Source organism: Labrenzia sp. ATLA3, assembly GCF_057180185.1.
On sequence record NZ_JBXUKV010000008.1, the window covers coordinates 91,389 to 112,914 of the forward strand.

General features: G+C 60.2%; 24 protein-coding genes and 1 pseudogene. 15 read left to right on the top strand and 10 right to left on the bottom strand.

The window, feature by feature from the left end:
• Window positions 1-153 precede the first annotated feature (153 nt).
• Complete coding sequence (locus AC2A6O_RS22010) at window positions 154-1,059, bottom strand: LysR family transcriptional regulator (RefSeq protein ID WP_498930337.1); 906 nt, start codon at window positions 1,057-1,059, stop codon at window positions 154-156.
• A 100-nt stretch (window positions 1,060-1,159) separates the two neighbouring features.
• Here AC2A6O_RS22010 and AC2A6O_RS22015 point away from each other — a divergent pair, with 100 nt between their 5' ends.
• Both AC2A6O_RS22015 and AC2A6O_RS22020 read left to right on the top strand, forming a co-directional pair.
• Window positions 1,160-2,347 (top strand): MFS transporter, encoded by a 1,188-nt coding sequence (locus tag AC2A6O_RS22015; RefSeq protein ID WP_498930338.1) that lies wholly within the window; start codon window positions 1,160-1,162, stop codon window positions 2,345-2,347.
• Between the two features lie 16 nt (window positions 2,348-2,363).
• On the top strand, window positions 2,364-3,398 hold the full coding sequence (locus AC2A6O_RS22020) for an aldo/keto reductase (protein WP_498930340.1): 1,035 nt from the start codon (window positions 2,364-2,366) through the stop codon (window positions 3,396-3,398).
• A 64-nt stretch (window positions 3,399-3,462) separates the two neighbouring features.
• Here the strand turns inward: AC2A6O_RS22020 and AC2A6O_RS22025 are convergent, their stop codons facing one another.
• Window positions 3,463-4,296 (bottom strand): hypothetical protein, encoded by an 834-nt coding sequence (locus tag AC2A6O_RS22025; protein WP_498930342.1) that lies wholly within the window; start codon window positions 4,294-4,296, stop codon window positions 3,463-3,465.
• A 374-nt stretch (window positions 4,297-4,670) separates the two neighbouring features.
• Here AC2A6O_RS22025 and AC2A6O_RS22030 point away from each other — a divergent pair, with 374 nt between their 5' ends.
• Window positions 4,671-5,348: a FadR/GntR family transcriptional regulator gene (locus AC2A6O_RS22030; RefSeq protein WP_498930344.1), complete on the top strand. Its 678-nt coding sequence runs from the start codon at window positions 4,671-4,673 to the stop codon at window positions 5,346-5,348.
• The gene (locus AC2A6O_RS22035; RefSeq protein ID WP_498930345.1) at window positions 5,345-6,625 is read left to right on the top strand and encodes a CynX/NimT family MFS transporter; all 1,281 of its coding nucleotides are present in this window, start codon (window positions 5,345-5,347) and stop codon (window positions 6,623-6,625) included. Before AC2A6O_RS22030 ends, AC2A6O_RS22035 begins: the two co-directional genes overlap by 4 nt.
• On the opposite strand, the gene AC2A6O_RS22040 is transcribed toward AC2A6O_RS22035, so the two are convergent.
• A complete protein-coding gene (locus AC2A6O_RS22040; protein ID WP_498930347.1) occupies window positions 6,609-7,124 on the bottom strand; it encodes a GNAT family N-acetyltransferase in 516 nt (171 codons plus the stop codon). The genes AC2A6O_RS22035 and AC2A6O_RS22040 overlap by 17 nt on opposite strands.
• 215 nt (window positions 7,125-7,339) lie before the next feature.
• Window positions 7,340-7,870, bottom strand: coding sequence for a winged helix DNA-binding protein (locus AC2A6O_RS22045; RefSeq protein ID WP_498930349.1), 531 nt, complete (start codon window positions 7,868-7,870; stop codon window positions 7,340-7,342).
• 121 nt (window positions 7,871-7,991) lie between these two features.
• On the opposite strand from AC2A6O_RS22045, the gene AC2A6O_RS22050 reads away from it, so the two are divergent.
• The 3 genes from AC2A6O_RS22050 (at window position 7,992) to AC2A6O_RS22060 (ending at window position 10,022) form a co-directional block, all read left to right on the top strand.
• Window positions 7,992-9,083, top strand: coding sequence for an LLM class flavin-dependent oxidoreductase (locus tag AC2A6O_RS22050; RefSeq protein WP_162854973.1), 1,092 nt, complete (start codon window positions 7,992-7,994; stop codon window positions 9,081-9,083).
• On the top strand, window positions 9,083-9,568 hold the full coding sequence (locus AC2A6O_RS22055; protein ID WP_148582272.1) for a flavin reductase family protein: 486 nt from the start codon (window positions 9,083-9,085) through the stop codon (window positions 9,566-9,568). Before AC2A6O_RS22050 ends, AC2A6O_RS22055 begins: the two co-directional genes overlap by 1 nt.
• A gap of 271 nt (window positions 9,569-9,839) precedes the next feature.
• On the top strand, window positions 9,840-10,022 hold the full coding sequence (locus tag AC2A6O_RS22060; protein ID WP_148582271.1) for a hypothetical protein: 183 nt from the start codon (window positions 9,840-9,842) through the stop codon (window positions 10,020-10,022).
• Window positions 10,023-10,165: 143 nt separating this feature from the next.
• On the opposite strand, the gene AC2A6O_RS22065 is transcribed toward AC2A6O_RS22060, so the two are convergent.
• From AC2A6O_RS22065 to AC2A6O_RS22075, 3 genes are read right to left on the bottom strand one after another with little or no spacing between them, the layout of a single operon-like run.
• Entirely contained in the window at window positions 10,166-11,332 is a 1,167-nt protein-coding gene (locus AC2A6O_RS22065) for a glutathionylspermidine synthase family protein (protein WP_498930351.1), read from the bottom strand.
• A 15-nt stretch (window positions 11,333-11,347) separates the two neighbouring features.
• Window positions 11,348-12,019, bottom strand: a complete 672-nt coding sequence (locus tag AC2A6O_RS22070) for a PspA/IM30 family protein (protein ID WP_148582269.1) — start codon at window positions 12,017-12,019, stop codon at window positions 11,348-11,350.
• 33 nt (window positions 12,020-12,052) lie between these two features.
• A complete protein-coding gene (locus AC2A6O_RS22075; RefSeq protein ID WP_498930353.1) occupies window positions 12,053-12,493 on the bottom strand; it encodes a YjfI family protein in 441 nt (146 codons plus the stop codon).
• 163 nt (window positions 12,494-12,656) lie between these two features.
• Between AC2A6O_RS22075 and AC2A6O_RS22080 the strand changes: the two genes are divergently transcribed.
• From AC2A6O_RS22080 to AC2A6O_RS22110, 7 genes are all read left to right on the top strand, one after another.
• Window positions 12,657-13,712, top strand: a complete 1,056-nt coding sequence (locus AC2A6O_RS22080; protein ID WP_148582267.1) for a potassium channel family protein — start codon at window positions 12,657-12,659, stop codon at window positions 13,710-13,712.
• Window positions 13,693-14,340: a DUF2491 family protein gene (locus AC2A6O_RS22085; protein WP_148582266.1), complete on the top strand. Its 648-nt coding sequence runs from the start codon at window positions 13,693-13,695 to the stop codon at window positions 14,338-14,340. The genes AC2A6O_RS22080 and AC2A6O_RS22085 overlap by 20 nt, the downstream gene beginning before the upstream one ends.
• A gap of 20 nt (window positions 14,341-14,360) precedes the next feature.
• A complete protein-coding gene (locus tag AC2A6O_RS22090) occupies window positions 14,361-14,771 on the top strand; it encodes a DUF350 domain-containing protein (RefSeq protein ID WP_148582265.1) in 411 nt (136 codons plus the stop codon).
• Between the two features lie 92 nt (window positions 14,772-14,863).
• Window positions 14,864-15,430 carry a DUF1190 domain-containing protein gene (locus AC2A6O_RS22095; protein ID WP_498930356.1) on the top strand — a complete coding sequence of 189 codons (567 nt, stop codon included), beginning with the start codon at window positions 14,864-14,866 and terminating at the stop codon, window positions 15,428-15,430.
• Between the two features lie 93 nt (window positions 15,431-15,523).
• The gene (locus AC2A6O_RS22100) at window positions 15,524-16,102 is read left to right on the top strand and encodes a glutathione peroxidase (protein WP_498930358.1); all 579 of its coding nucleotides are present in this window, start codon (window positions 15,524-15,526) and stop codon (window positions 16,100-16,102) included.
• Between the two features lie 302 nt (window positions 16,103-16,404).
• Window positions 16,405-17,079 (top strand): ZinT family metal-binding protein, encoded by a 675-nt coding sequence (locus tag AC2A6O_RS22105; protein ID WP_498930360.1) that lies wholly within the window; start codon window positions 16,405-16,407, stop codon window positions 17,077-17,079.
• 186 nt (window positions 17,080-17,265) lie between these two features.
• Complete coding sequence (locus AC2A6O_RS22110; protein WP_498930362.1) at window positions 17,266-17,616, top strand: carboxymuconolactone decarboxylase family protein; 351 nt, start codon at window positions 17,266-17,268, stop codon at window positions 17,614-17,616.
• Between the two features lie 43 nt (window positions 17,617-17,659).
• Here the strand turns inward: AC2A6O_RS22110 and AC2A6O_RS22115 are convergent, their stop codons facing one another.
• Window positions 17,660-18,502, bottom strand: a complete 843-nt coding sequence (locus AC2A6O_RS22115; protein ID WP_498930364.1) for a LysR substrate-binding domain-containing protein — start codon at window positions 18,500-18,502, stop codon at window positions 17,660-17,662.
• A 147-nt stretch (window positions 18,503-18,649) separates the two neighbouring features.
• On the opposite strand from AC2A6O_RS22115, the gene AC2A6O_RS22120 reads away from it, so the two are divergent.
• Window positions 18,650-19,570, top strand: coding sequence for a DMT family transporter (locus tag AC2A6O_RS22120; protein WP_498930366.1), 921 nt, complete (start codon window positions 18,650-18,652; stop codon window positions 19,568-19,570).
• A gap of 19 nt (window positions 19,571-19,589) precedes the next feature.
• On the opposite strand, the pseudogene AC2A6O_RS22125 reads toward AC2A6O_RS22120, so the two are convergent.
• Together AC2A6O_RS22125 and AC2A6O_RS22130 are read right to left on the bottom strand one after the other, a co-directional pair.
• A pseudogene (locus AC2A6O_RS22125) lies at window positions 19,590-20,419 on the bottom strand (TolB family protein).
• 69 nt (window positions 20,420-20,488) lie between these two features.
• On the bottom strand, window positions 20,489-21,517 hold the full coding sequence (locus AC2A6O_RS22130; protein ID WP_498930368.1) for a LacI family DNA-binding transcriptional regulator: 1,029 nt from the start codon (window positions 21,515-21,517) through the stop codon (window positions 20,489-20,491).
• Window positions 21,518-21,526: the final 9 nt, after the last annotated feature.

The following is a 21,526-nucleotide window of genomic DNA, read 5'->3' on the forward strand; positions in this document are numbered from 1 at the left end:
ATTAGTCTAGCGCGATAGTTGTGTCATTCATGAAACTTCAAAGACTTATGCTTCTTTTCAGGTCAAATTCCATCTTGCTGAGCATCACGAAAGTGCCCCTCTCAAATGCCGAGGTTTCCCCAATCGTTGCCGCATAAGCGCATCCTGCAGTCCTCAAGCCACGGTGCCATGTTCGGCGAGGAAGTTCAGCAGCACTCGAACGCGCGCGGGCAGAGGGCCGCCCTGACCAGTGTAGACGGCGTGGAAGGACTCGTTGTCGTCTGCGTAGCATTTTTCAAGAACCGGCTTCAGGCGTCCGGCGGCGATGTCATCGCGGACGGTAAAGCCGGCGAGACGGGCAAGGCCCAGACCATGGATCGCCAGCCGGCGGATGGCCTCGCCGTCGCTGGCCTGAACGCGGCCGGGCGGGCAAACCACTATCGGTTCGTCGTCCCGCAGAAAGCGCCAGGTGTCGACCTCCCGTGGATAGTTGAAGCCGATTTTCCTGTGTCCTTCCAGATCCGCGACGCTGGCCGGTTCTCCGGCACGCCGAAGATAGTCAGGTGAAGCGACGATCAGCATTGGCGTTTCGCCGAGCTTGCGCGCAACCAGACTGGAATCCTTGAGCGGCCCCGCCCGCACCACAACATCCGTCCGCTCCGCGAGAAGGTCGATCAGGGCGTCGGTCAGAACGATCTCAAGGGAGATATCGGGATATTGCTCAAGGAACAGAGGCAGGACCGGCTCAAGGACGTGGGTCGCATAGGAAGCGCTTGTGTTCAGCCGGATGCGGCCGACCGGCTGCTCGCCCATTCCTGCCTGCCGTTCCGCGTCATTGATGCTTGAGAGAATTTCTCTCGCACGCTCGTAAAAGACGCAGCCTTCGGCCGTCAGATCCAGACGTCGGGTAGACCGGTTGAAAAGCCTTGCGCCGAGCCGAGCCTCCAGCCGGGAAATCAGCTTGCTGACAGCGGACTGGGTCATCCCCAGTTGCCTGGCCGCGTGGGAAAACCCACCCAGTTCGACGGCCTGGACAAAGACCTCCATCTCACCGCTGCGGTTAATGCTGGCACGCGACATATGATTTCAATTCACTTATCTTATTCATTTCGGGCGTATAGTTCATGATATGATTGCTGCCTAGGTTCCGTCCATCGAAATGTCTTGGACGGAACCCACAATGCCTATTGCCCTTTATGCACTGGCTGCCGGAGCCTTCGGCATCGGCGTCACAGAATTCGTCATCATGGGCCTTCTGCTTGAGGTCAGCCGCGATCTTGGTGTCTCGGTCGCTTCGGCGGGAATGCTCATTTCCGGCTACGCCCTCGGGGTGGTAGTCGGCGCCCCCATCCTGACCGTCTTTACCGCGACCTGGAACAGGAAGCGCGTGCTGGTCGGCCTGATGGTGATCTTCATCGTCGGGAACGCTGCCTGCGCACTCGCGCCCAGTTACGGCCCGCTGATGGCAGCCCGTATCCTTACTGCCCTCGCCCACGGAACCTATTTCGGTGTCGGCTCCGTCTTCGCCGCCTCCATGGTCTGCAAGGACAAACAGGCGTCCGCAATTGCTCTGATGTTCACGGGCCTGACGCTTGCCAACATCCTTGGCGTGCCAGCTGGAACCTGGCTTGGCCAGCAGTTCGGCTGGCGCATGACCTTCTGGGCCGTGACGCTAATCGGCCTGGCCGCGCTGGCCGTGCTCCTTCTGCTCGTCCCGACCGATCGCTCGCGTCCCGTTCCATCCGGCTGGCGGGCCGATCTGAAGGCCGTGACGCGCGCAACCGTCCTGCTCGGATTCCTAACCACGGTTCTCGGGTTTGCAGGTGTCTTCACCCTGTTCACCTACATCGCCCCGTTGCTGACGCAGGTCAGCGGATTTTCCGACACGGCAGTCTCTCCCATCCTGTTGGTCTTTGGCGGCGGCCTGGTCGCCGGGAACCTGCTGGGTGGAAAACTTGCCGACATCAGACTGAAGGCTGCGCTTATCGGCAGCATGGCGGCCCTGGCGCTTGTGCTGGCGATCATGTCCGCCGCCTTTGAAAACCAGATCGCGGCTGTGGTGCTGACGGCGCTGTTCGGCGTGGCGGGGTTCGCGACGGTTCCGCCGCTGCAGTCCTGGGTTCTGTCGAAGGCCGTTGGCGCCGGAGAAAGCCTTGCCTCCAGCCTGAACATCGCCGCCTTCAATCTCGGCAATGCGCTTGGGGCCTGGGCTGGTGGCATCGCCATCTCCCATGGGCCCGGACTGGAAAACCTGCCTCTCGTCGCCGCGGGCTTTCCTTTCCTTGCCATCGTGATCGCGCTTGCCTCCTTCGCGATTGAGCGGCGGCACGTCCGCTCCCCGATCTCCACTCACCAGACTGCCAGCTAGAAAGGACACCATCGACATGGACTATCGTTATCTGGGAAACTCCGGGCTCAAGGTTCCCGCCCTCAGCTTCGGTGCCGGCACATTCGGCGGCTCCGGCCCGCTCTTCAGTCATTGGGGTACAACGGACATCGCAGAGGCGCGACGTCTCGTCGATATCTGCCTTGAGGCCGGCGTCAACCTGTTCGACACCGCCGACAATTACTCCGAAGGCGCTTCGGAAGACGTGCTCGGTGAAGCGATCAAGGGCCGCCGCGACGCGGTGCTGCTGTCAACGAAAATGAGCCTTCCACTGGGGGATGGACCCAATGAGGCAGGGTCTTCACGCTTCAGGTTGATCAGGAGTGTCGAGGCCGCTCTCAAGCGCCTTGGAACGGACTATATCGACCTTCTGCAACTGCATGCCTTCGACGCCTTCACCCCGGTGGAGGAGGTGCTGTCGACGCTCGACCAGCTCGTCCGCGACGGGAAGATCCGCTATGTCGGGGTTTCCAATTTCTCCGGATGGCAGATCATGAAGTCGCTCGCCGTTGCAGAAAAATACGGCTGGCCGCGCTATGTCGCCAATCAGGTCTATTATTCGCTTGTCGGCCGGGACTATGAGTGGGATCTGATGCCGCTCGGCGCGGACCAGGGCCTTGGCGCCATGGTGTGGAGCCCGCTTGGCTGGGGCCGGCTTACAGGCAAGATCCGCAGGAACAACCCTATCCCCGAAGGCAGCCGATTGCATGAGACCGCAAGTTTCGGACCACCCGTCGAGGACGATCTGCTCTACTCGGTGGTCGATAGCCTCGATGCGATTGCGGAAGAAACCGGCAAGACAGTGCCGCAAGTGGCGATCAACTGGCTGCTTCAGCGCCCCACTGTCGCGTCGGTCATCGTCGGGGCGCGCAACGAGGCGCAACTTCGCGACAATCTGGGGGCGACCGGCTGGGCTCTGACGGACGAGCAGATTGCCCGTCTGGATGCCTCAAGTCCGCGAACGGCGCCCTATCCGCATTTTCCCTATCAGCGGCAGGACGCTTTCGCACAGCTCAATCCATCCCTGGTCTGAAGAGCACGAAAGAGCGGCGCGGCAGGTGAATGCGTGAACCTGTCGCGCCAGTGGACCTTCCTGCTCAATACCAGAACCCTTCCCGCCGCCAGATGGTGAAATGACCACGCACCGGCGGGTGCGGGGTGCCGCCGTCGATCGTGAATTCGCACCCGCCCTTGAGGCCCTTGCCCCCGGTTCGGCGCAGGGTGACATATTCGTTGCACTGCGGACCGCCGCTGGAGCTCTGGCACATGTCGATCCGGGCGCGCTTGTCGTCCATCACATCCCAGACCCAGTCGACCATTGCCACATGTCCGTTCCAGACCATGAAATCGAGTGGCTTGACCTCGTTGATGTCATCAATGTTGATCTTGGCTACATGATCCGGGTACCGCTTGGGTGAGACGCCGTAGTATTTGTCCCATTCTCCAGTGAAAATCAGGAAATTGGCGATAAACCCAATGCAGTCCATGCCGAAAAAGCGGTCCTGCACCATCTGCTGCAACGCTGCCTGGTCTGACATCTTGTCGAAATAGAGCTTCTTGATCTTTCCGGTCTGATCGACGTCCTTGGAGCCGTCCTTGTTGGCACGGCCACAGACCTCGACCTTGTATTTGTCCAGTAGATCCTTGTTCTTCAGCATGAAGTTCCAGATCTTGACGAATGTCTTGTCGTTTCCCTGACCTTTCAGTGCCAGATCGATCTCGCGGCCGCCGACATGCTGGTTCAGCGTGATGCCGTGGGCATCCTTGATCCAGCGGAAATTCTTGAAAAAACTGGTTGCGCTGTCATTGCCGCCGTTACCGCGGTCTTTGCAAAGATACTGCGTGAGCTTGACCCGGCCAGCGCTGGTCTGCAGGCCCGGGTTGGTCAGAACATCGACGTATTCGTAAGGCAGAAAAAAAGACTCGGCCACATTCACTCTCCCATGGTTAGGCCCCCTCAATGGCCCCTGAAGCTGCATGCGTATTCGGCGTCTCTCGTTGACTTGCCGGTGCAGCCAAATAGCCACGGTGCCGGCGAATGCGTCTGTCTTCCACGTCACACAATTTATCATTGTTCCAGTGCGCGGCGTCACACCTTTTGATAGAGCTCGACTGATAAGATTGAACCAGGGCTCTGAGCCCAGCGCGAAACAACCGATGATCCAGCGGCATTCGATCCCGGCGCATGTTTCGTTCAGTTAGGCAGGCTCCGGCACAAGACGTGTCCACCCCATGCAATTTCGCCAATAGACAAGCTTCACCACCAGCCGTATGATCAAGTCATCTGATGATTTGGTAACTTGTGATGCAATCTCTGGCAAAAACCAGCCTCGTCGACAGCGCGGCCGAGGCAATCCGGGCGGAAATCGTGGGCAATCGCTGGTCTGTGGGGGAAAAGCTGCCCAATGAGGCCCAGCTTTCGGCGCAGCTTTCCATCAGCCGCGGTACCGTGCGCGAGGCTGTTCGCGTGCTTGTATCACAAGGCTATCTGGAAACCCGGCAGGGCTCGGGAACCTATGTTCTGTCAGTCGTGGATACCGTCGGGCCGCTGACCATGGCACGGCGGGCCACCTTGCGCGACCAGTTCGAGGCAAGACTGGCGCTGGATGCGGAAGCTGCCCGGCTGGCAGCCCATCGCCAGACGCCGGAAGTGATTTCGGACCTGCGCCGCTTGCTGGCGGAGCGGGGCAACTTTGATGGCCAAGACAAGGCCGGCTTCATCAAGCGCGACTTCGCCTTTCACCGGGCTGTCGTCGCCGCCTCGCAAAACACCGTGCTGGTCAACATGTACGAGTTCTTTTCCTGCCTGATCAGCGAAACAATCGAAGCGACGCTCGGAAAAGACTTGCAGGAACCGGACATGGCCGCCCATGCCGCCATCATCGATGCCATCGAGACAGGCGATCCGGAGCAGGCCGAAGCCGCCGTCCGCCGGTTCATGGCCCCGGTACTGAGAGACCTCGAACGACTGCTCGGCTCATGAGCAAGGCTTCTGAAATCGATCCGGGCTCCATCGAACTGATCGATGCCGAAGACATCGACGTTTCCACTGAACAACCACAGCACGCCGCGCAGAGCGGACTGGTGCGCTTTCTGCTGGGTGCCAGCCTGGTGATGATTGCCTTCAATCTGCGCCCGGTCTTTTCCAGCGCTTCGGCGCTGCTGCCGGAAATCCGCGAGAGCCTTGGTCTGTCACCCACCGGCGCAAGCCTTCTGACGACGCTGCCCGTTGTCTGTCTCGGCCTGTTCTCGCCGCTGGCCCCACGCCTTGCCCGCCGGATCGGCACCGAACGCACCTTGCTAGCGGTCGTGCTTCTGCTGGCCCTTGGCACGGCGGCGCGCGGTGCGTCGTCCGTGCCGTTGCTGTTTCTCGGAACCGCACTGGCAGGCGCATGCATTGCCGTAGGCAATGTGCTGCTGCCCGGCCTCGTCAAGCGGGACTTTCCTGACAAGGCCGCCCTTGTGACCGGCTGGTACACCATGGCGCTGTGCGCGGGCGCTGCCGCGGGCGCGGGTTTGACCATTCCGCTCGAAGCAGCCCTTGGCGGCTCCGTCGACGCCGCGCTTGCGGTCTGGGCGGTGCCGGCGCTCGTGGTGGCGGTGTTGTGGTTTCCGCAGGTTCTGGCAACACGCAAGCGGGCCAGAGGCCCAACGTATGCCGTGAAAGGCATGTGGGGCGACAGACTGGCCTGGCATGTCACCTTGTTCATGGGGCTGCAATCCGCCCTTGCCTACTGCGTCTTCGGCTGGATGGTGCCGATCCTGCGCGCCCGTGGGCTCGACGGCGTCACCGCCGGGGCCATCGTGTCCGTGTCGGTGATGGTGCAGGCTGCCGCCTGTCTGATCGCACCGCATCTTGCCGTTCGCGGTAAAGACCAGCGCGTGATCAACGTGGCTCTTTGCGTCATAGCGGTAACGGCGCTGCTCGGCCTGCAATTCGCGCCGCTGTCCACCGTCTGGATTTGGGCGGTGTTGCAGGGCGTTGGTCAGGGCGGACTGATTGCGGTGGCGCTTACCGTCATTGTTCTGCGAACGCAGGATTCCCATTCCGCCGCACAGCTTTCGGGCATGGCCCAATGTGTGGGCTATACGCTTGCGGCCGTCGGTCCGCTGATCGTCGGTCTTATCCGAAGCTGGACGGGAAGCTTTGCCTGGAGCGCGGTGCTGTTCGTGGCGCTTGGCCTTGGCGCTGCCATCAACGGCTGGTTTGCCGGAAAGGCAAGCCATGTCAACGTGGAGACGGTCAAGCTGTCTGGCTGACCTTGCCAGCAGAGCCTGATGTTTCCAGCCGGTATTTCAGGAAACGATTGCCGTCATAATCGGTCTCTCCGATGAAACGCGCCCCCATGCGTCGCAGAGCACTGAGGTTCCGGCGGGAGGGCGGCAGCAGGAAGGTGACGAAAGGAATGCGTGGGTCTTCGTTGGCAAAGGCCAGCGCTTTTCTGGTGATCGGCATGCCGAGGCCGAAGGCTGACGGATGCAGCACCAGGCCGAAATCCCACTCCTCGCCTTCCTTCTGAAATCCGCCCCAGCCGACATAGCGGCCATCTGCCAGAAAAGCCCAGTGACCAAGCCCGTCGCGCTGCCAGCAGGCTTCCTTGGCCGAGACGAATTTTGCAGCGACGTCCTGATCCCAGGCGACCGTCAGAAGCGGCATATGCGTGCCGACACGCGGATCGGACATATGCGCGACCAACTCCTCCAGCGCGATGTCCGGCAGGCGCACAAACTCGATTATCGGCTGACTTGGACTGGGCATGGGCTGGCGTCTCCTGAAACTTGCCAGCGCCTCTTGGCCCCAAAATTGCGGCTTCGATCAAGACAACTCATTTGCCGGACGATCAACACTGCGTGTCCAAGGGGTCGGGCCGGTTCCGACGCTGGCGCAGCCGGTCAGCTTGTTGCGATCAAGGCTGTGCGCACAAGGCGCTTACCGGTCCGGAAGACAGGTGCCGAAGTGTGCAGCAACCGGCATCACCGGCGGTATGTCGCGGCGATACGGGAAATCTCTTCATATATGCCCGCCAGGATGTTCAGGCTCTGGCCCGCCTCTTTCAGGCGGGTCTCGAACTCGGGCAGGCTTGAGATCTGCTCAATCAACAGCCGCTTGCGGACAGCACCGTAGTCATCGGTGATCTTCTTGCCTTCCGCTGTCGCCTGATATGTGACGCCCGAACGGCCAGAGCCCTGTTTTTCAATCAAGCCCGCAGCCACAAGCTTTCGCATCGAATACTGAATGTTCGGAATATCGTCCCGGTTTGTGAGACGAGCCAGTTCCTTGATGCTTTTCGCTCTGTCGTTCATGCGCACGATATGCAGCAGCGCGTTTTCCGGGCCGGTCGCCCCGACGTCACTAACAGAGGCCAGACACTCTGTCTGCCAGCGCCCAAAGGCTTCAAAGCAGCGCATCAACGCGAATTCCAGCTCGGTGCAAATGACCTCCGCATCGTTCTCCGACAGGTGCCAGTGATAGTTGAGTTTCTGGTCGTCCGACTTGCCGGTCATCGATCCCTCTTCAGTCTTACAAATCGAATATAGCTGCGATTCCGTTTGACGGAAGGGCGATTTTCCACATAGCTTTAAATAAAAAATACAATTGAAAATCTATTCTAAATGGAGGGGATCCATGACTACCAATATGATGAAAGACAAGAACGGCTTTAAACTCGGGACGTTTTCGTCCAACTGCTCGTCCGGAATGACGGTCACCAAATCCCCGTCGCGATGGGTCAACAGCTGGGAAAACAACCTGAAACTCGGCCAGATGCTGGACGATGCCGGCATCGACTTCATGCTGCCGATTGCCCGCTGGATCGGTTACGGCGGCGAGACGGACTTTCACGGCAGCGTTCTGGAAACGATCACCTGGGCCACCGCGCTGCTGGCCTCGACGAAGAACATCACGGTGTTTGCCACGGTGCATACGGCAGCAAACAATCCGGTGGTCGTGGCCAAGCAGATCGCAACGATGGATCAGGTGGGGAATGGCCGCGCGGGGCTGAACATTGTCGCGGGCTGGAACAAGCCGGAATACGAAGCCCTGGGCCTGACCCTGCCCGACGATCATGAAACCCGCTACGGCTACGCCCAGGAGTGGTTCGATGTGGTTGAAAAGCTCTGGACCTCGAAGGAGTATTTCGACTGGGAGGGCAAGTACTTCAACCTGAAGCATGTCGCCGGAGAGCCCAAACCCGTCAGCGGTCGCCCGCCCATTCTGAACGCGGCAGGCTCGACAACCGGACGCACCTTTGCCACCGACAATGCGGACTACCTGTTCACCCCGGCCATCGACCTCACCCGCTCGGTTGACGAAATCAAGGAACTGAAAGCGCAAGCGGCCGAGAAAGGGCGTGATGTTGGTGTTCTGACCTTCAGCCACGTCATCTGCCGCGAGACCGAGGAAGAGGCAACCGCCCTTCGGGACCGGCTGATGGGCGATCTGGCCGACTGGGAAGCGGTGGACAATCTGGTCAACCTTCAGTTCGCGCACGCGCAGTCGTTTCCGCATGACCTGCTGGCCCAGATCAAGAACCTGTTCGCCATGGGCCACGGCGGCTTTCCCCTGGTTGGGACACCGCGGCAGGTTGCCGACGGCATCCTCAAACTGCACGAAACCGGCTTTGCCGGAACGACGCTTTCCTTTGTCGACTATGTCGAGGAGTTCCCCTATTTCCGCGACAACGTTCTGCCTCTGCTTGCGGAAGCCGGTATCCGGTGATGGATCCCGTACCGGCCAAAGATTTCACCAACGCCATGCGGGCGTTGGTGGGCAATTGTTCCGTGATCACCGTTGGCGAGGGAGAGGAAATTTCCGGGCTCCTCGTCACGTCGGCCATGTCCCTCAGTGCCGATCCACCAATGGTGCTGGCCTGTGTCAACAAGGCCTCCTCCAGCTGGCCCCTGCTGAAGAAATACCCAAAGTTCGGGTGGTCTTCGCTCGGACCGGAACACCGGACGGTTGCAGAGAACTTTTCCGGGTTCGGCGGGGTCAACGGTGCAGACCGATATGCCGGAGCCGATTGGCGCACGGCGGAAACGGGAGCTCTTCTTCTGGAAGATGCACCGGCGGCTTTTGATTGCGAAGTCGAGGAGATGATCGACCGGGGCACCCACTCGATTGTCATCGGCAAGGTGCGCGCGATCCGGCAAGGCCGCTCACAGGGCGCACTGGTTTACTGGAACGGGGCCTTCCACCCCTTGTAGGGGTTTTGGCACCAGGCCGCTGTAGAGAAAGCCTGCGGGCGGAGAAGACCGGACCTTTTACCCAAGAGCGTCTCTCCGCCCAGCGTTCCGGAAATATCTGAAACGTTTCTCCGCGGCTGCAAGGTGTCCGAAGGTCCCTCATTCTTGCGGTTTTCAGAGCATGTCTTCCTTCTGAAAGTCCGTTTGCCCAGCTCCCTGTGCGCCAGTCAGGGAACCATTCTGGCTGCTGTCCGTTATTTCAGTGGACCCATAACAGATATAGGAGGACCAGATGGACCTTTCCATGAACGACCTCAGCCCGAAACTTCGCAAGGAAGCTGAAGTGGAGGCGGACAAGATCAAGCGGGTCGCCGACAAAGCCAACGCCGGCGGACAGCTCGGCGGAACCTTCTTCGGACAGGAGCCGGACGACGGCATGGCGCCGCCGAAATCGGTCGCAGCCGGCCGCAGCTGACGCAGGCCCGGAGCTTACGGCAGGCTGAGTTAGCCTGCCGGTGAACCGACCGGTGGCCGTGAGGCCCAGAATAATAAGAACGACCCATCATGGCGGCCCGGCCGCCGGGTCGGTTTCACGTCAGTTCGCGTCCCAGCGGACGATCACCCTTCCAGAATCAAGTGCGGTACGAAGCGGGATAGGTCCTGTGTGACGGGTGCTTTATCCTCACGCAAGCAGATGCCCGATGCCTGACCGCCGATGATCCACGACCCAATCATGACATAATCGTCGCCGAATTTCGGCGGCTCGGCATATGCCTGCAATATGTGCCCTTCAGCGCCATATTTTCCCGGCGTGCTGATGTCTTCGCCCCCGGCCCCGCGTACCGTGATATTCGCGCCTTCCCGGCTGAAAAAGGGTTTGCGCACATGAGCATTTTTCAAGAACGTCTCATCTGCCTCGCCCTCGAAGTAAGACGGCAAAAGGTTCGGATGGTCCGGAAACATTTCCCACAGAACCGGCAGGATGGCCTTGTTTGACAGGAGAGCTTTCCAGGGCGGCTCCAGCAACTGGATCGGCGCATCCGGCAGGTAAGGGCCGTAGTCCTCGCGCAGCATATCCTCGTACGGATAGAGCTTGAACAACGCGTCGATCACGAAACTGTCGGCGTCGGCGAAGCGGCCTTCCGTATCAAGGCCGATTTCTTCCACGGCAACAAAATGCGGTATCAGTCCTGCCTGCCTGGCGCAGTCCTCGAGATAGCGCACCGTGGCACGATCCTCATCGTGATCCTTCGACGAGGCAAAGTGTATGTGATAGCCGGGCGCGAACATGGCGGCGAACCGCTCGATCAGGCGATCCTGCACGGAATTGAACTGATCGCTGTTGGTTGGCAAAACGCCAGCCGCCATCTGCTGTTCCAGCCAGATCCACTGAAAGAAGCCGGTCTCGTATAGCGCTGTCGGTGTATCGGCGTTGAATTCGAGAAGTTTGGCCGGGCCGCTGCCGTCGTAGAAGAAGTCGAAACGGCCATAGAGCGACGGTTGCTGCTGTTCCCAGGAATTGCGGATCCAGGAACGGTATTTTTCCGGGATCGCCATTTTATCCAGAAGCGCGTCGTCACGTACGGCCCGGTCGACCAGATCAAGACACATGCCGTAAAGCTCCTGGGAGGGATCTTCCAGGTCGTCCTCGATCTCGCGCAGGCTGAACTGATAGGCGTGGGTTTCGTCCCAGTACGGCGCGCCATACATGGTGTGAAAGCCGAAGCCGAGCTTCTCGGCTTCTTCCTTCCACCCAGGTCTTTCAGGAACTTCGATCCGCTTCATGCTGCAAGCAGAGCGTCAGAGCTTGGCCAGAAGAGCCTGCACGTCGTTGCGGGCCGGATTTTCCAAAGCCTTGATCTTGGCTTCCAGATCGGCACCACTTTCCTGACGCGCATCTTCTTCGGCCGCTTCCAGCATGGCCTGCTGTTCAGCCTGGCGCTGTTCCAGGCGGGCCAGGCTGTCGACCGCGCTGGCCAGCCGGCCATCGGAGGCAGTCGTGTTGGTGGACGCTGCCTTCTGCGCCTTGATCAACGCTTCGTTGGCCCTGGCGCTTTCCATCTTGCGCTGAAGTGTTTCGATCTTGTTCATCGACTGGCGAATGGTGCTGTCCATCCGCTCTTCGGTGGACTTGTACTGGTCGAACAGAGCCTGGTCTGCTTCCGCCTTGTCGCGCAACTTCAAAACGCTCTCGATAATCTCGATGGCCAGAGGCTCGTCCCCCTGTGCCTTGGCGTTGCGGGCGGCTTCCGTACGGCGTTCGATCTCGGTCATCAGCTCGGCGACGGATTTTTCCTTCAGCTTGCGGTTGGCCGCCATGCGCGCCTTTTCGTCCTTGGCCGCTCCGATCGCCTGCTTGGCTTCGCGGACTTCCTGTTCCAGGATCGTCATCAGGTTGGCGTCCTGAACGGACTCCGCGGCATTGTGGGCGTGGCCCTTGAACGCCGTAATCAATTTGCCCCAAACACTCATCTTCAAATGTCCTTCTTCAAATTGGCAACGGGATCAGGCAACGGCCTTCGGGCCGACGTCGGAGGCCAGCTCCAGGGCGCTGTTTGCGATGGTGCGCAGTTCCGTCTCGACGGAATCGAGGGTGGATCTCACGGACATGGCGCCGAAGAGCTCATAATATTCGCGTCCGTCGATCTTATCGATGGACAGGGCACAGAGCGGCAGCAGCTTCTTGTGGTTGCGCAGCATCATCGCTTCGAAGGACGCCGGATCGTCCTGGGCATCGCACGGCCAAAGGACGGTGGATGTCAGGATCTGGGTTTCGCTGACAACCATGAACAGCGTGATCCCGCCGGCCGACTGAAGCTGGACTTCCAGCACGCCGGGCTGGTCCGGGCTGATAATGCAGCCGATTTCACCTTCTCCAAAGGAGTCCGACTGCTCCAGAGCTTCCTTGAGCTCCGCAAGTGTCCAGGGAGATTGCCGCGTACTCATCCAAAGCCCTCCATTTATAATTTCGTGCCGAAATCCGGCACCGAACAAGTAGAAGCCCCGTCTACCCGTTTCAAGCGATTATTCGGAAAGCTATGGCGAATTGACAAGGCGGCGACGGCTGGTCAAGGTAGCCCGCGACCGAAACAGGGGGCAGATTTCAGCGGTGCCAATCCTGCAACTCATCATATCCCGGCTCTACCAGCACGTCCTCGAGCTCAAGCTCTGGCTGCTTGCGACGATGATCTGCGCCTATATGGTGATTTCCTGGATCCTGTTTTTCCTGGCCGGAGAAACAGGCCTGACAGGCAATCCGCTGACCTTCATCTATTTTGCGGCGACGACCGCCTCGACGGTCGGTTACGGCGATCTGTCGCCGGCAACGGAAGCGGGCCGGATGGTCGCAGCCTTCTGGTTCTTTCCGGGCGCGCTGCTGATTTTCTCCGCCGTCCTGGGCCGGTTGACGGGTGTCCTTGTGGAAGGAGTGAGGCGTATGGCTGACGGCAACGGAAACTATGAGCGGGTGCAGAACGCCACGGTGATTGTCGGCTACCACCGGGACAAGACGCCACTGATGGTGGAGAACCTGGTCGCCGGCCAGGACGGCGACGACAAGATCATCCTGCTTGCGGATTCCAAGAACGTGGAAGTGCCCGAAGGGGTGCGGCTGATCCGGGCCGAACGCATGGATGCGCTGCAGTCGCTGCGGCGCGCGGCCATTCCCGGTGCGCAGAAAGTGCTGGTCTATGCCAGCTCGGATGCGGAAACCTTCAACACCTGCCTTGCCATCCGCGAACTGAACGACACCGTGCACGTGGCAGCCTATTTCGAGGACCGGGACACCGCGCGCCGCGCAGGCAAGCTCGCCCATATCGAACCGGTCGTCTCGAGCGCCTGTGAGGCGCTGGTGCGGGCGGCGCAGGATCCAGGCGCAGGCCAGATCCTGATGGCGCTGTCGACGGCCGGGCTCGGCGCGACCATCTATTCGGCCGTGGTCGAGAGCGGCGCCGGTACGGAAACCGACAAACTGGAACAGGCGCTTTCAAGTGCCGAGGGCACGCTGATCGCGGTTTCCCAGCCGGACGATCCGGATTTCCTGTTCAGGCCTTTCCCCAAGACATTGAAAACAGGCGGCTCGATCTATTATCTCGCGAACAAACGTCTCGCGGCGGGCGAGATCGAGAAGGGCCTTGGGGGAGCTGATGTTCGGATCACTGTTTAACAGGAAAGCCAAAGGCTGGCAGCCGCCGGAAATTCTCGGTCTGACCATTGGGCGGGGCATCTCCTTTGACCCCATCGCGCTGCGCCTTCTGCCGACCGACAGCTTGATCGAGCGGCCGGACACAACGCTGATGATCACCGCCCAGGGCCATTGCGACCTCGGCGAGCAATCGCACATGCATCGTTTCTATCCCGATGACGACCGTTTTCTGATCCAGTTTCAGGGCGGCGACGGCGCGGAGGACGAGCGTGTCGACGAGATCATGCTCTGGTATTTCTATGACGTGCAGTACCCGTCCGGCGATGCCGAATGGAACCGGGTGAAAACCGCGATCCGCCAGACCAGTTTTTCGCTGCCGGGCGACGGCCAGGATTACCGCTTCGAGCGCGCCTGGTTCGACACCTCAACCGTTCCCGAAGACCCCATGACCTACTGGGAGGAAGTCTGCGACGACCGCGAAGGCGGCGGCAGGCGGAAGATTTTCCAGACAGCCATGCTCTTTGCCCGAACCCTGCAGGACGGGCGGGACGAAATGCTGCTCGTCAACATGGAAGAGCCGGAAAATGCGGAACGCAGTGTCGCGTTCATGCTAGGGTTCCCGCTCGAACGTCATAATTTTTCTGTCTGAACTGAATAGTGGAGACCCATATGGCAGACCTTCAGGCATCCCTTTCAGGCATCGTTCCGTTTATTGCCTATTTCATTACAGCCATCGTCATGCTGCTGGTTTTCATGAAAATCTATACTGTGATGACGCCACATGACGAGATGGCCCTGATCAAGGAAAACAACGTTGCCGCTTCAGTGGTCTTCAGCGGGGCGTTTCTCGGCTTTTCGTTGCCGCTGGCCAGCGCCGCGGCCAACTCGGTGAGCATCTTCGACTTCATCGTCTGGGGCATCATCGCCTGCGCCGCGCAGCTTGTCGTCTATCAGGTCTTCCGCCGGTTCTTTCCGAAAGTCACGGAGCGTATCAAGGGTGGCGAGATGGCGATCAGCACCAATCTTGCTGCCATTTCACTCACGGTCGGTCTGCTGAACGCCGCCTGCATCACCTACTGACCGGGCCGGTTCGGGCACGGTCGTGCGCCGGTGCTCCAGGCCTTATCATGCAAAGCATTTCATCAGACCGTTAGAAGGTCGGGAGAAAATTCATGAAACGCTCCAAGTCGATCAAGCTGATGGTCATGGCGACGACAACCGTGACCATTGCGGGCTGTTCGGACGAACCGACACTGGATGGCAAGGTCTACAAGACCGAGGCGGAATGTGTCGCTGACAACTATGTTCCGGACGAGGTTTGTGCCGAGGCAATTACAGCTGGCAAGGCAATCCACAGGGCTTCGGGTCCGCGCTACGCAACTGTCCAGCTGTGCAACGAGCAACACGGCAACAATGCCTGCGCCTATGACACTGCCAGCAACGGGTCGTCCTACTACACGCCGTTTCCGGCAGGATACTTCCTGGCAGGGGCGCTGACCGGTGCCGTGACCAACCAGCTGATCCAGAGCAATGTCCGTCCGATCTATTCGGAACGCGGCAGCTCACGGTACTACACATCCGGCGGTTATTACGTCGGTAGCTATGGCGGTGGCAGCTGGCGTACCTATGACGACGCCGTCAAGACGCCGCCCAAGCCGGCAAAGGTCCAGACACGGACCTCCATCGCCTCGCGCGGTGGGTTCGGCAGCCGGTCGAGTTCCGGTTTCCGGGGCGGATAACCGCCCCCACTGGCGTTGGCGCCGCCGTGTCCAGGGTCAGTGATCTGACGCCAAACCCTGCGCGTAGCATTTTCAAACCGCAAGGATGTTGAAATGTTCCGGCTGTACTCTTTCGTTTTGTACGTGGCGGCAGTGTTGGTCTCTACTGCCGTTCAGGCCCAGGACCTCGATGAGCAGAGTGGGGCGGGTCAAACGGCCCATGCCTTCACCTTTGAAATGCCCTATGGCGAACCGCTTGAGCTGAAGGACTACGCCGGCAAGGCGGTGCTGGTCGTCAACACGGCAACGGAATGCGGCTTCAGTGGTCAATTGGCCGGCCTGCAGAAACTTCATGAAACCTATTCAGACCGTGGCTTGCTGGTGCTCGGTGTCCCTTCCAACGATTTCGGCGGCCAGGAACCCCGGGCCGATGGTGACATCGCCAAGTTCTGTGAGGCCAAATACGGTGCGGAATTTCCGCTGACCGCCAAAACGGTGGTGAAGGGTGATCAGGCCCATCCGTTTTACCTCTGGGCTGCCCGCGAACTCGGCCCCATGGCACGGCCCTACTGGAACTTCCACAAGTATCTGGTTGGGCCTGACGGCAGCATCGTTGCCTGGTTTCCGACACCGGTGCCCCCGACCGCGCCGGATGTAACAACCGCGATCGAAAAAGTCTTGCCTGGGTCCTGATCGCCCCCGCAGCTCCCCACCTCACTAATTCTAAACTATCGAACCTCTCGCCCGTCACTGCCGGAGATTTCCTCCGAGCGACCGGGTGCGAGAGGACTTGGTTTTGAAAGAGGACCATTCACTGTATTCCTTTACCCAGTGGCTCCCCTCCTCCTCCTTGGCTCCGGCTTTCTGCCCCGTGTGGAAATTATGTCTTTGACGTTGCCTCACCACGTGCGGTGCGTTAGGTAGCTCCAAGTAATGTAATAACGTTACGAATCAATTCCCACTTCCCCTCCCCTTTTCATCAGAGGATCACATCCATGCAATCACGTTTTGGCAGGCTGGCAGGCGCCTTTGCGGTCATAACGACGCTTTTCGTGGCCGGCCCCGCACTGGCGCAGAGCGTCAAGGACACAGCGACAAAACACAACCATTCGCACGATCATGCAAGCGATGCAGAGCGGCAGATTTCCAAGGGCTATTTCGAGGATAGCCAGATCAAGCCGCGCCCGCTGACCGATTGGCAAGGCGAGTGGCAATCCGTTTATCCGTACCTGCAGGACGGGACACTGGACCCGGTGATGGCACATAAGGCCGAACACGGCAGCAAATCGGCAGAAGAGTACAAAGCCTACTACGAGGCGGGCTATCGCACCGATGTGGACCGGATCGTGATTGATGCGGACAGCGTAACCTTTCAGACGGAAAACGGCGCCTTCAAAGGGCAGTATGTTGCCGACGGCCTGGAAGTCCTGACCTACAAGAAAGGCAACCGCGGCGTCCGCTTCATCTTCAAGAAAACCGCGGGCGATGACAACGCTCCGGCCTTCATCCAGTTCAGCGACCACCGGATCGCCCCTTCGAAAGCCGATCACTATCACCTTTACTGGGGTGAGGACCGGGCGGAGATCCTGAAGGAACTGACCAACTGGCCAACCTACTATCCGGCGTCGTTGAACGGTGACGAAATCGTCCATGAAATGACGGCGCATTAAGGCCGCATACCGGCTGAAACCGATGATGCGCGCTGGCCGCTTCCCCACAAGGCAGGCAGAGCGCGCATCGTCTCGCGAGGGCGACGACAGAGCGACCTCGCCAGCAGGCTTGAGCCACATCAACGCCTGCATCGCGGTCCCCGCCTAGGTTGCCTGACATAATTTCCGGCAACATGGAGAAGTAGCATGGCTGTTTCCGACTGGGACGAGTTTGTGGCCCAAACCGATGAACGCATGGCCGCCGTGCGCAAAGGCATTCCGGAGGTCGCCAAGGGCTTCGGATCCCTGGCGAAAGCCGCGACTGCACCCGGTGCGCTTGACGCAAAAACCAAGGAACTGATCGCGCTGGCCATCGGCATCACCGCCCGCTGCGACGGTTGTCTTGCCTATCACGCCCGCGCCGCGGCACGCCTGGGGGCGAACAGGGACGAGATCCTCGAAGTCATCGGCGTCTCCGTCTACATGGGCGGCGGCCCCTCGATGATCTACGGGGCCGAGGCGCTGGCAGCCTTTGACGGGCTGAAAGACGACGGCTGAACACAGCTCGGGCCTTTGCGTGCCGGACGACTGACCAGCGCGCTCACGTCTCCCCTTCCAGCAGAGCGGTTGCCAGAGCTTCGCAGGCACTGGATTGTGCGCCTTTGCTGCGCACGAGGATGATGTCCAGCGGCTCCAGGGGCGGCAGGCTGCGGTCGTGATCGACACGCTCGACCGTTGGAGGAACGGCCATCTGTACGACGGCGGCAACCGCAAGACCCGCCTCGACAAGCGTGACCAGCGCCGAATGACTGAAGCTTGAATAGGCGGACCGGTAGCGCAGACCGCTGCGCCCCAGCGCCTCCAGCGTAACCGCGCGGGCCTGGCTGCCAGCCTCATAAAGTGCGACGGGAAGCGGATCCCGTTCCAATGCCTGACCATCGCGGGAGCTGATCCAGACCATGGGTTCCCGGCGGATGAGCCGCCCGTCCGTTCCGCCTGTACGCGTGACAATGGCAAGGTCGATCTGGCCATCGTCGACCTGCGGCAGCAGGGCCGTCGACTGGGCACAAACGACGTTCAACTCGACACGCGGAAACAGACTGGCGAACCGCCTGAGAACATCTGGCAGCATGGCGGCGATGTAGTCGTCCGGCGCTCCGATGGTGACTGCCCCTTCCATCTCGGGCTGGCGAAAGGCTTCGACGGCCTCATCGTGCAGGCGCAGGATTCTCCTGGCGTAACCTTCCAGTTCCTCTCCCGTCCGCGTGAGGGCCAGATTGCGCGTGTCGCGCATAAACAGCGGCTTGCCGATGCGGTCTTCCAGGCGCTGAATCTGCATGGACACCGTCGCCGGCGACTTGTGCACGCGGGTTGCCGCGCGCGAAAAGCTCATGGCATCGACACAGGCGAGGAAGGTGCGCAGAAGGGCGTGATCAAGCTGCATTATTCTTCAATAAATCCAATAAGTATCTTCAAATTATATCGTTTGACCGAACAATAAAAGTGGCCTCATTTTAGCAGCAGACGGCGAGAACACGCCGATGTTGCATCTATGTGCAGCGGCTGAGCGCCGCCAGTCAGGACCCGTCCCATGACCAGACAGATGGAAGGCATGTTCGGCGTCATCACGGCACAGACACTGCTTGGCACGATCGGCCTGTGTGTTCTGGAAAGCGGTGCGGACCCGGTCACCGTCGCGTTCTATCGCTGTGCAATCGGGGGCCTGGCCCTGGCGTTCTACTGCCAGTATCGCGGAGACCTGGCACGGCTTGCCAGGCTGTCACCGCGCATTCTGGCCATGGCTGTTGCCAGCGGTGTTCTGATGGCAGGGAACTGGGTGCTGTTCTTCGAGGGTATACAGCGGACGGGCATTGCCGTTGCCACCATCACCTTCCACATCCAGCCGTTTCTCATGGTGCTTCTGGGCGCTTTCGTGTTCCGGGAAAAGCTTCACGCCGTCACGATGCTCTGGATCGGCGTTGCCCTGGCCGGTCTTGCGCTGGCCACGGGATTGACCGGCATGGAACTGGCGGCTGACCGGCCCTATCTCATCGGGCTCGCGTCAACGCTGGCCGCGGCGTTTCTTTATTCAGGCGTGACAATCATCGCCAAGGGACTGACCGGCATATCCGCACCGCAGCTTGCCACCGTTCAATTCGCGACCGGTTCCGTGATGCTCGCGGCCTTTTATCCGGCAAGCCCCCTGAGCTTGGCCGCCAGCCAGTGGGGGTGGCTCGCGGTTATCGGGCTCGTGCACACCGGCGGTGTTTACGTCGTGCTCTACAAGGCACTGCCGAAACTGACAACACCCGTGATCGCCGTGCTCTTGTTTCTCTATCCGGCCAGCGCCGTGCTGGTGGATGCCGTTGCCTATGGCCATCTGATCAGCCTTCTGCAGCTTGCAGGCCTCGGACTGATCATTCTGGCCAGTCTTGCCGTCACCTTGCGGTGGGGCGTACGGACAGTGACCCCAGCCGAAGGTCCGCAGATCATCCCTCCGGCCTCCCGCTAGCTCTCGCAACCTCCTGCCGTCACACTTCGTAGCGCATATAGGCAAAACGCCTGCTGTCCGGCGCCCAGGACGGAACATTGATCGTTCCCTGGCCGCCGAACAGCGACCGCAGGATGCGCGGTGAACCGCCTTCAGCGGGCATAACACGCAACTCGACTGTCCGGTTGGCCGGATGGCCAGTCGTACCTGCCTCATAGGCGAGATAGGCAACGGTCCTGCCGTTGGGAGAAGGATGCGGAAACCAGTTGACCCGCTCGTCCCTTGTCATCTGCTGCAAGCCGCTGCCGTCCGGCCGGACCCGCCAGAGCTGGACAGCCCCTGCCCGTTCTCCGTTGAACCAGATCCATTCGCCATCGGGCGTATAGTCCGGCCCGTCACAATGATCGAACTCGCGGGTAATCTGCCGTTCTTCACCGCCGTCGAGACCAATCGTGAAAACCTGAAAGGTGCCCCCGGTTTCCGGCCTTTTGCCGACATAGGCAAGTGTCTCGCCATCCGGCGACCAGCCGTGCCAATAGGACGGTGTTTGCAATGTGACCCGCCGGGGCGCACCCCCGTCACGGGGAGCGTGTAGATGCAGCTTTCCCCGGTCTCCGTTCCGTCGCTTATCGCCAGCATGGAGCCATCCGGCGACAGACCGTGATCATTGTTGAGGGCTGTGGCAAAGCCGGTATCGATCTCAAGAAGCCCCGGATCATCGAGCGAAAACCGGTAAAGCCGACCACCGCCATTCACGATCAGAGCCGCCCCGTCCGGCGTCCAGTTCGGCGCTTCCAGATGGCGCTCCGTCTCGTAGAGAACGGTTTCCGTGTCGGTTTCAACATCGATCGTTGCAAGAATGCTCTTCATCGGCGGCTCCTGATTTCTCCGGAGCTTGGCACGGGACTGCGCTTTTGAGAAAGGGCGGATATGGCACGCTCAGTCTCCGGCCATCCCCAGGGTGGTCGTCCGTTGCACCAGATGTACGTCGCAGACCCTGACCTGTTGTGGCAAATCCGGGTTTTCCAGACGCTGCATCAAGAGGTCCAGCGTTGCCTCACAAAGGTCCTGACGGCTTTGGGAAAAGGTGGTCAGGTCGTAGGCTTTCCAGGCAGCCTGGGGAATGTCGTCGTAGCCAACCAGTTGGATATCCTGCGGCACTCGCAGTCCGTGGATGTGGCGCAAGCCGTCAAGAACCCCCAGCGCCAGATAATCTGCCGCGCAAAAGACGCCGTCGACCTCGGCCCTTACCCGGTTAAGGAATTCGGCGGCCACCAGTCCGCCATCGTAAGTCTGTGCGCCCTGTGCGATCCGGAGGACCGGCACGCCTCTGTCATTGGCGGCCTGCTCGAACGCAAGTGCGCGTCCATTAATGGAAAAGGACGAGCGTTCCGGCGTGACCACCGCCAGCTTGCGGCAGCCGCTTGCGATCAGGTGTTCACACGCCATCCGGCCGCCGTCCTCGAAGGCGGTCACGACCCGGTCGACCGGCGCTCCGGGGTCGCGCTTGTTGACGACCACCAGCGGCACACCGTTTTCCAGACATTCGATGCAGATTTCTTCCGGCGGGGTGTCGGAGGTGACGATGACACCGGCAACGCTGTATTGCAGCAGAGATCCGATCAGATCGGCAACATCCGTCGATTTTTCTCCTCGCAGCAGGATCGGCCTGAAGCCGCATTCCAACAGCCCCTTCGACAGAAGGTCTATCTGCTCGGAGCGGAAGGGATTGTCGAAATCGGCCGCGACGACGCCGACCAGATCGGACTTCTGCTTGTGCAGCGAACGGGCCAGCACATTGACCCGGTACCCGAGTTGACGCGCCGCCGCGATGACCTTGTCCCGGGTTTCCTTGGAGACGCTCGCGCCGTCCGTGAAGGTTCTGGAAACAGCCGAACGCGACACGCCGGCAAGGCGGGCGACGTCGAAGGAATTGACCGTTTTCTTGAAACCTGGTGCGTCCGACATGTTTCTTCC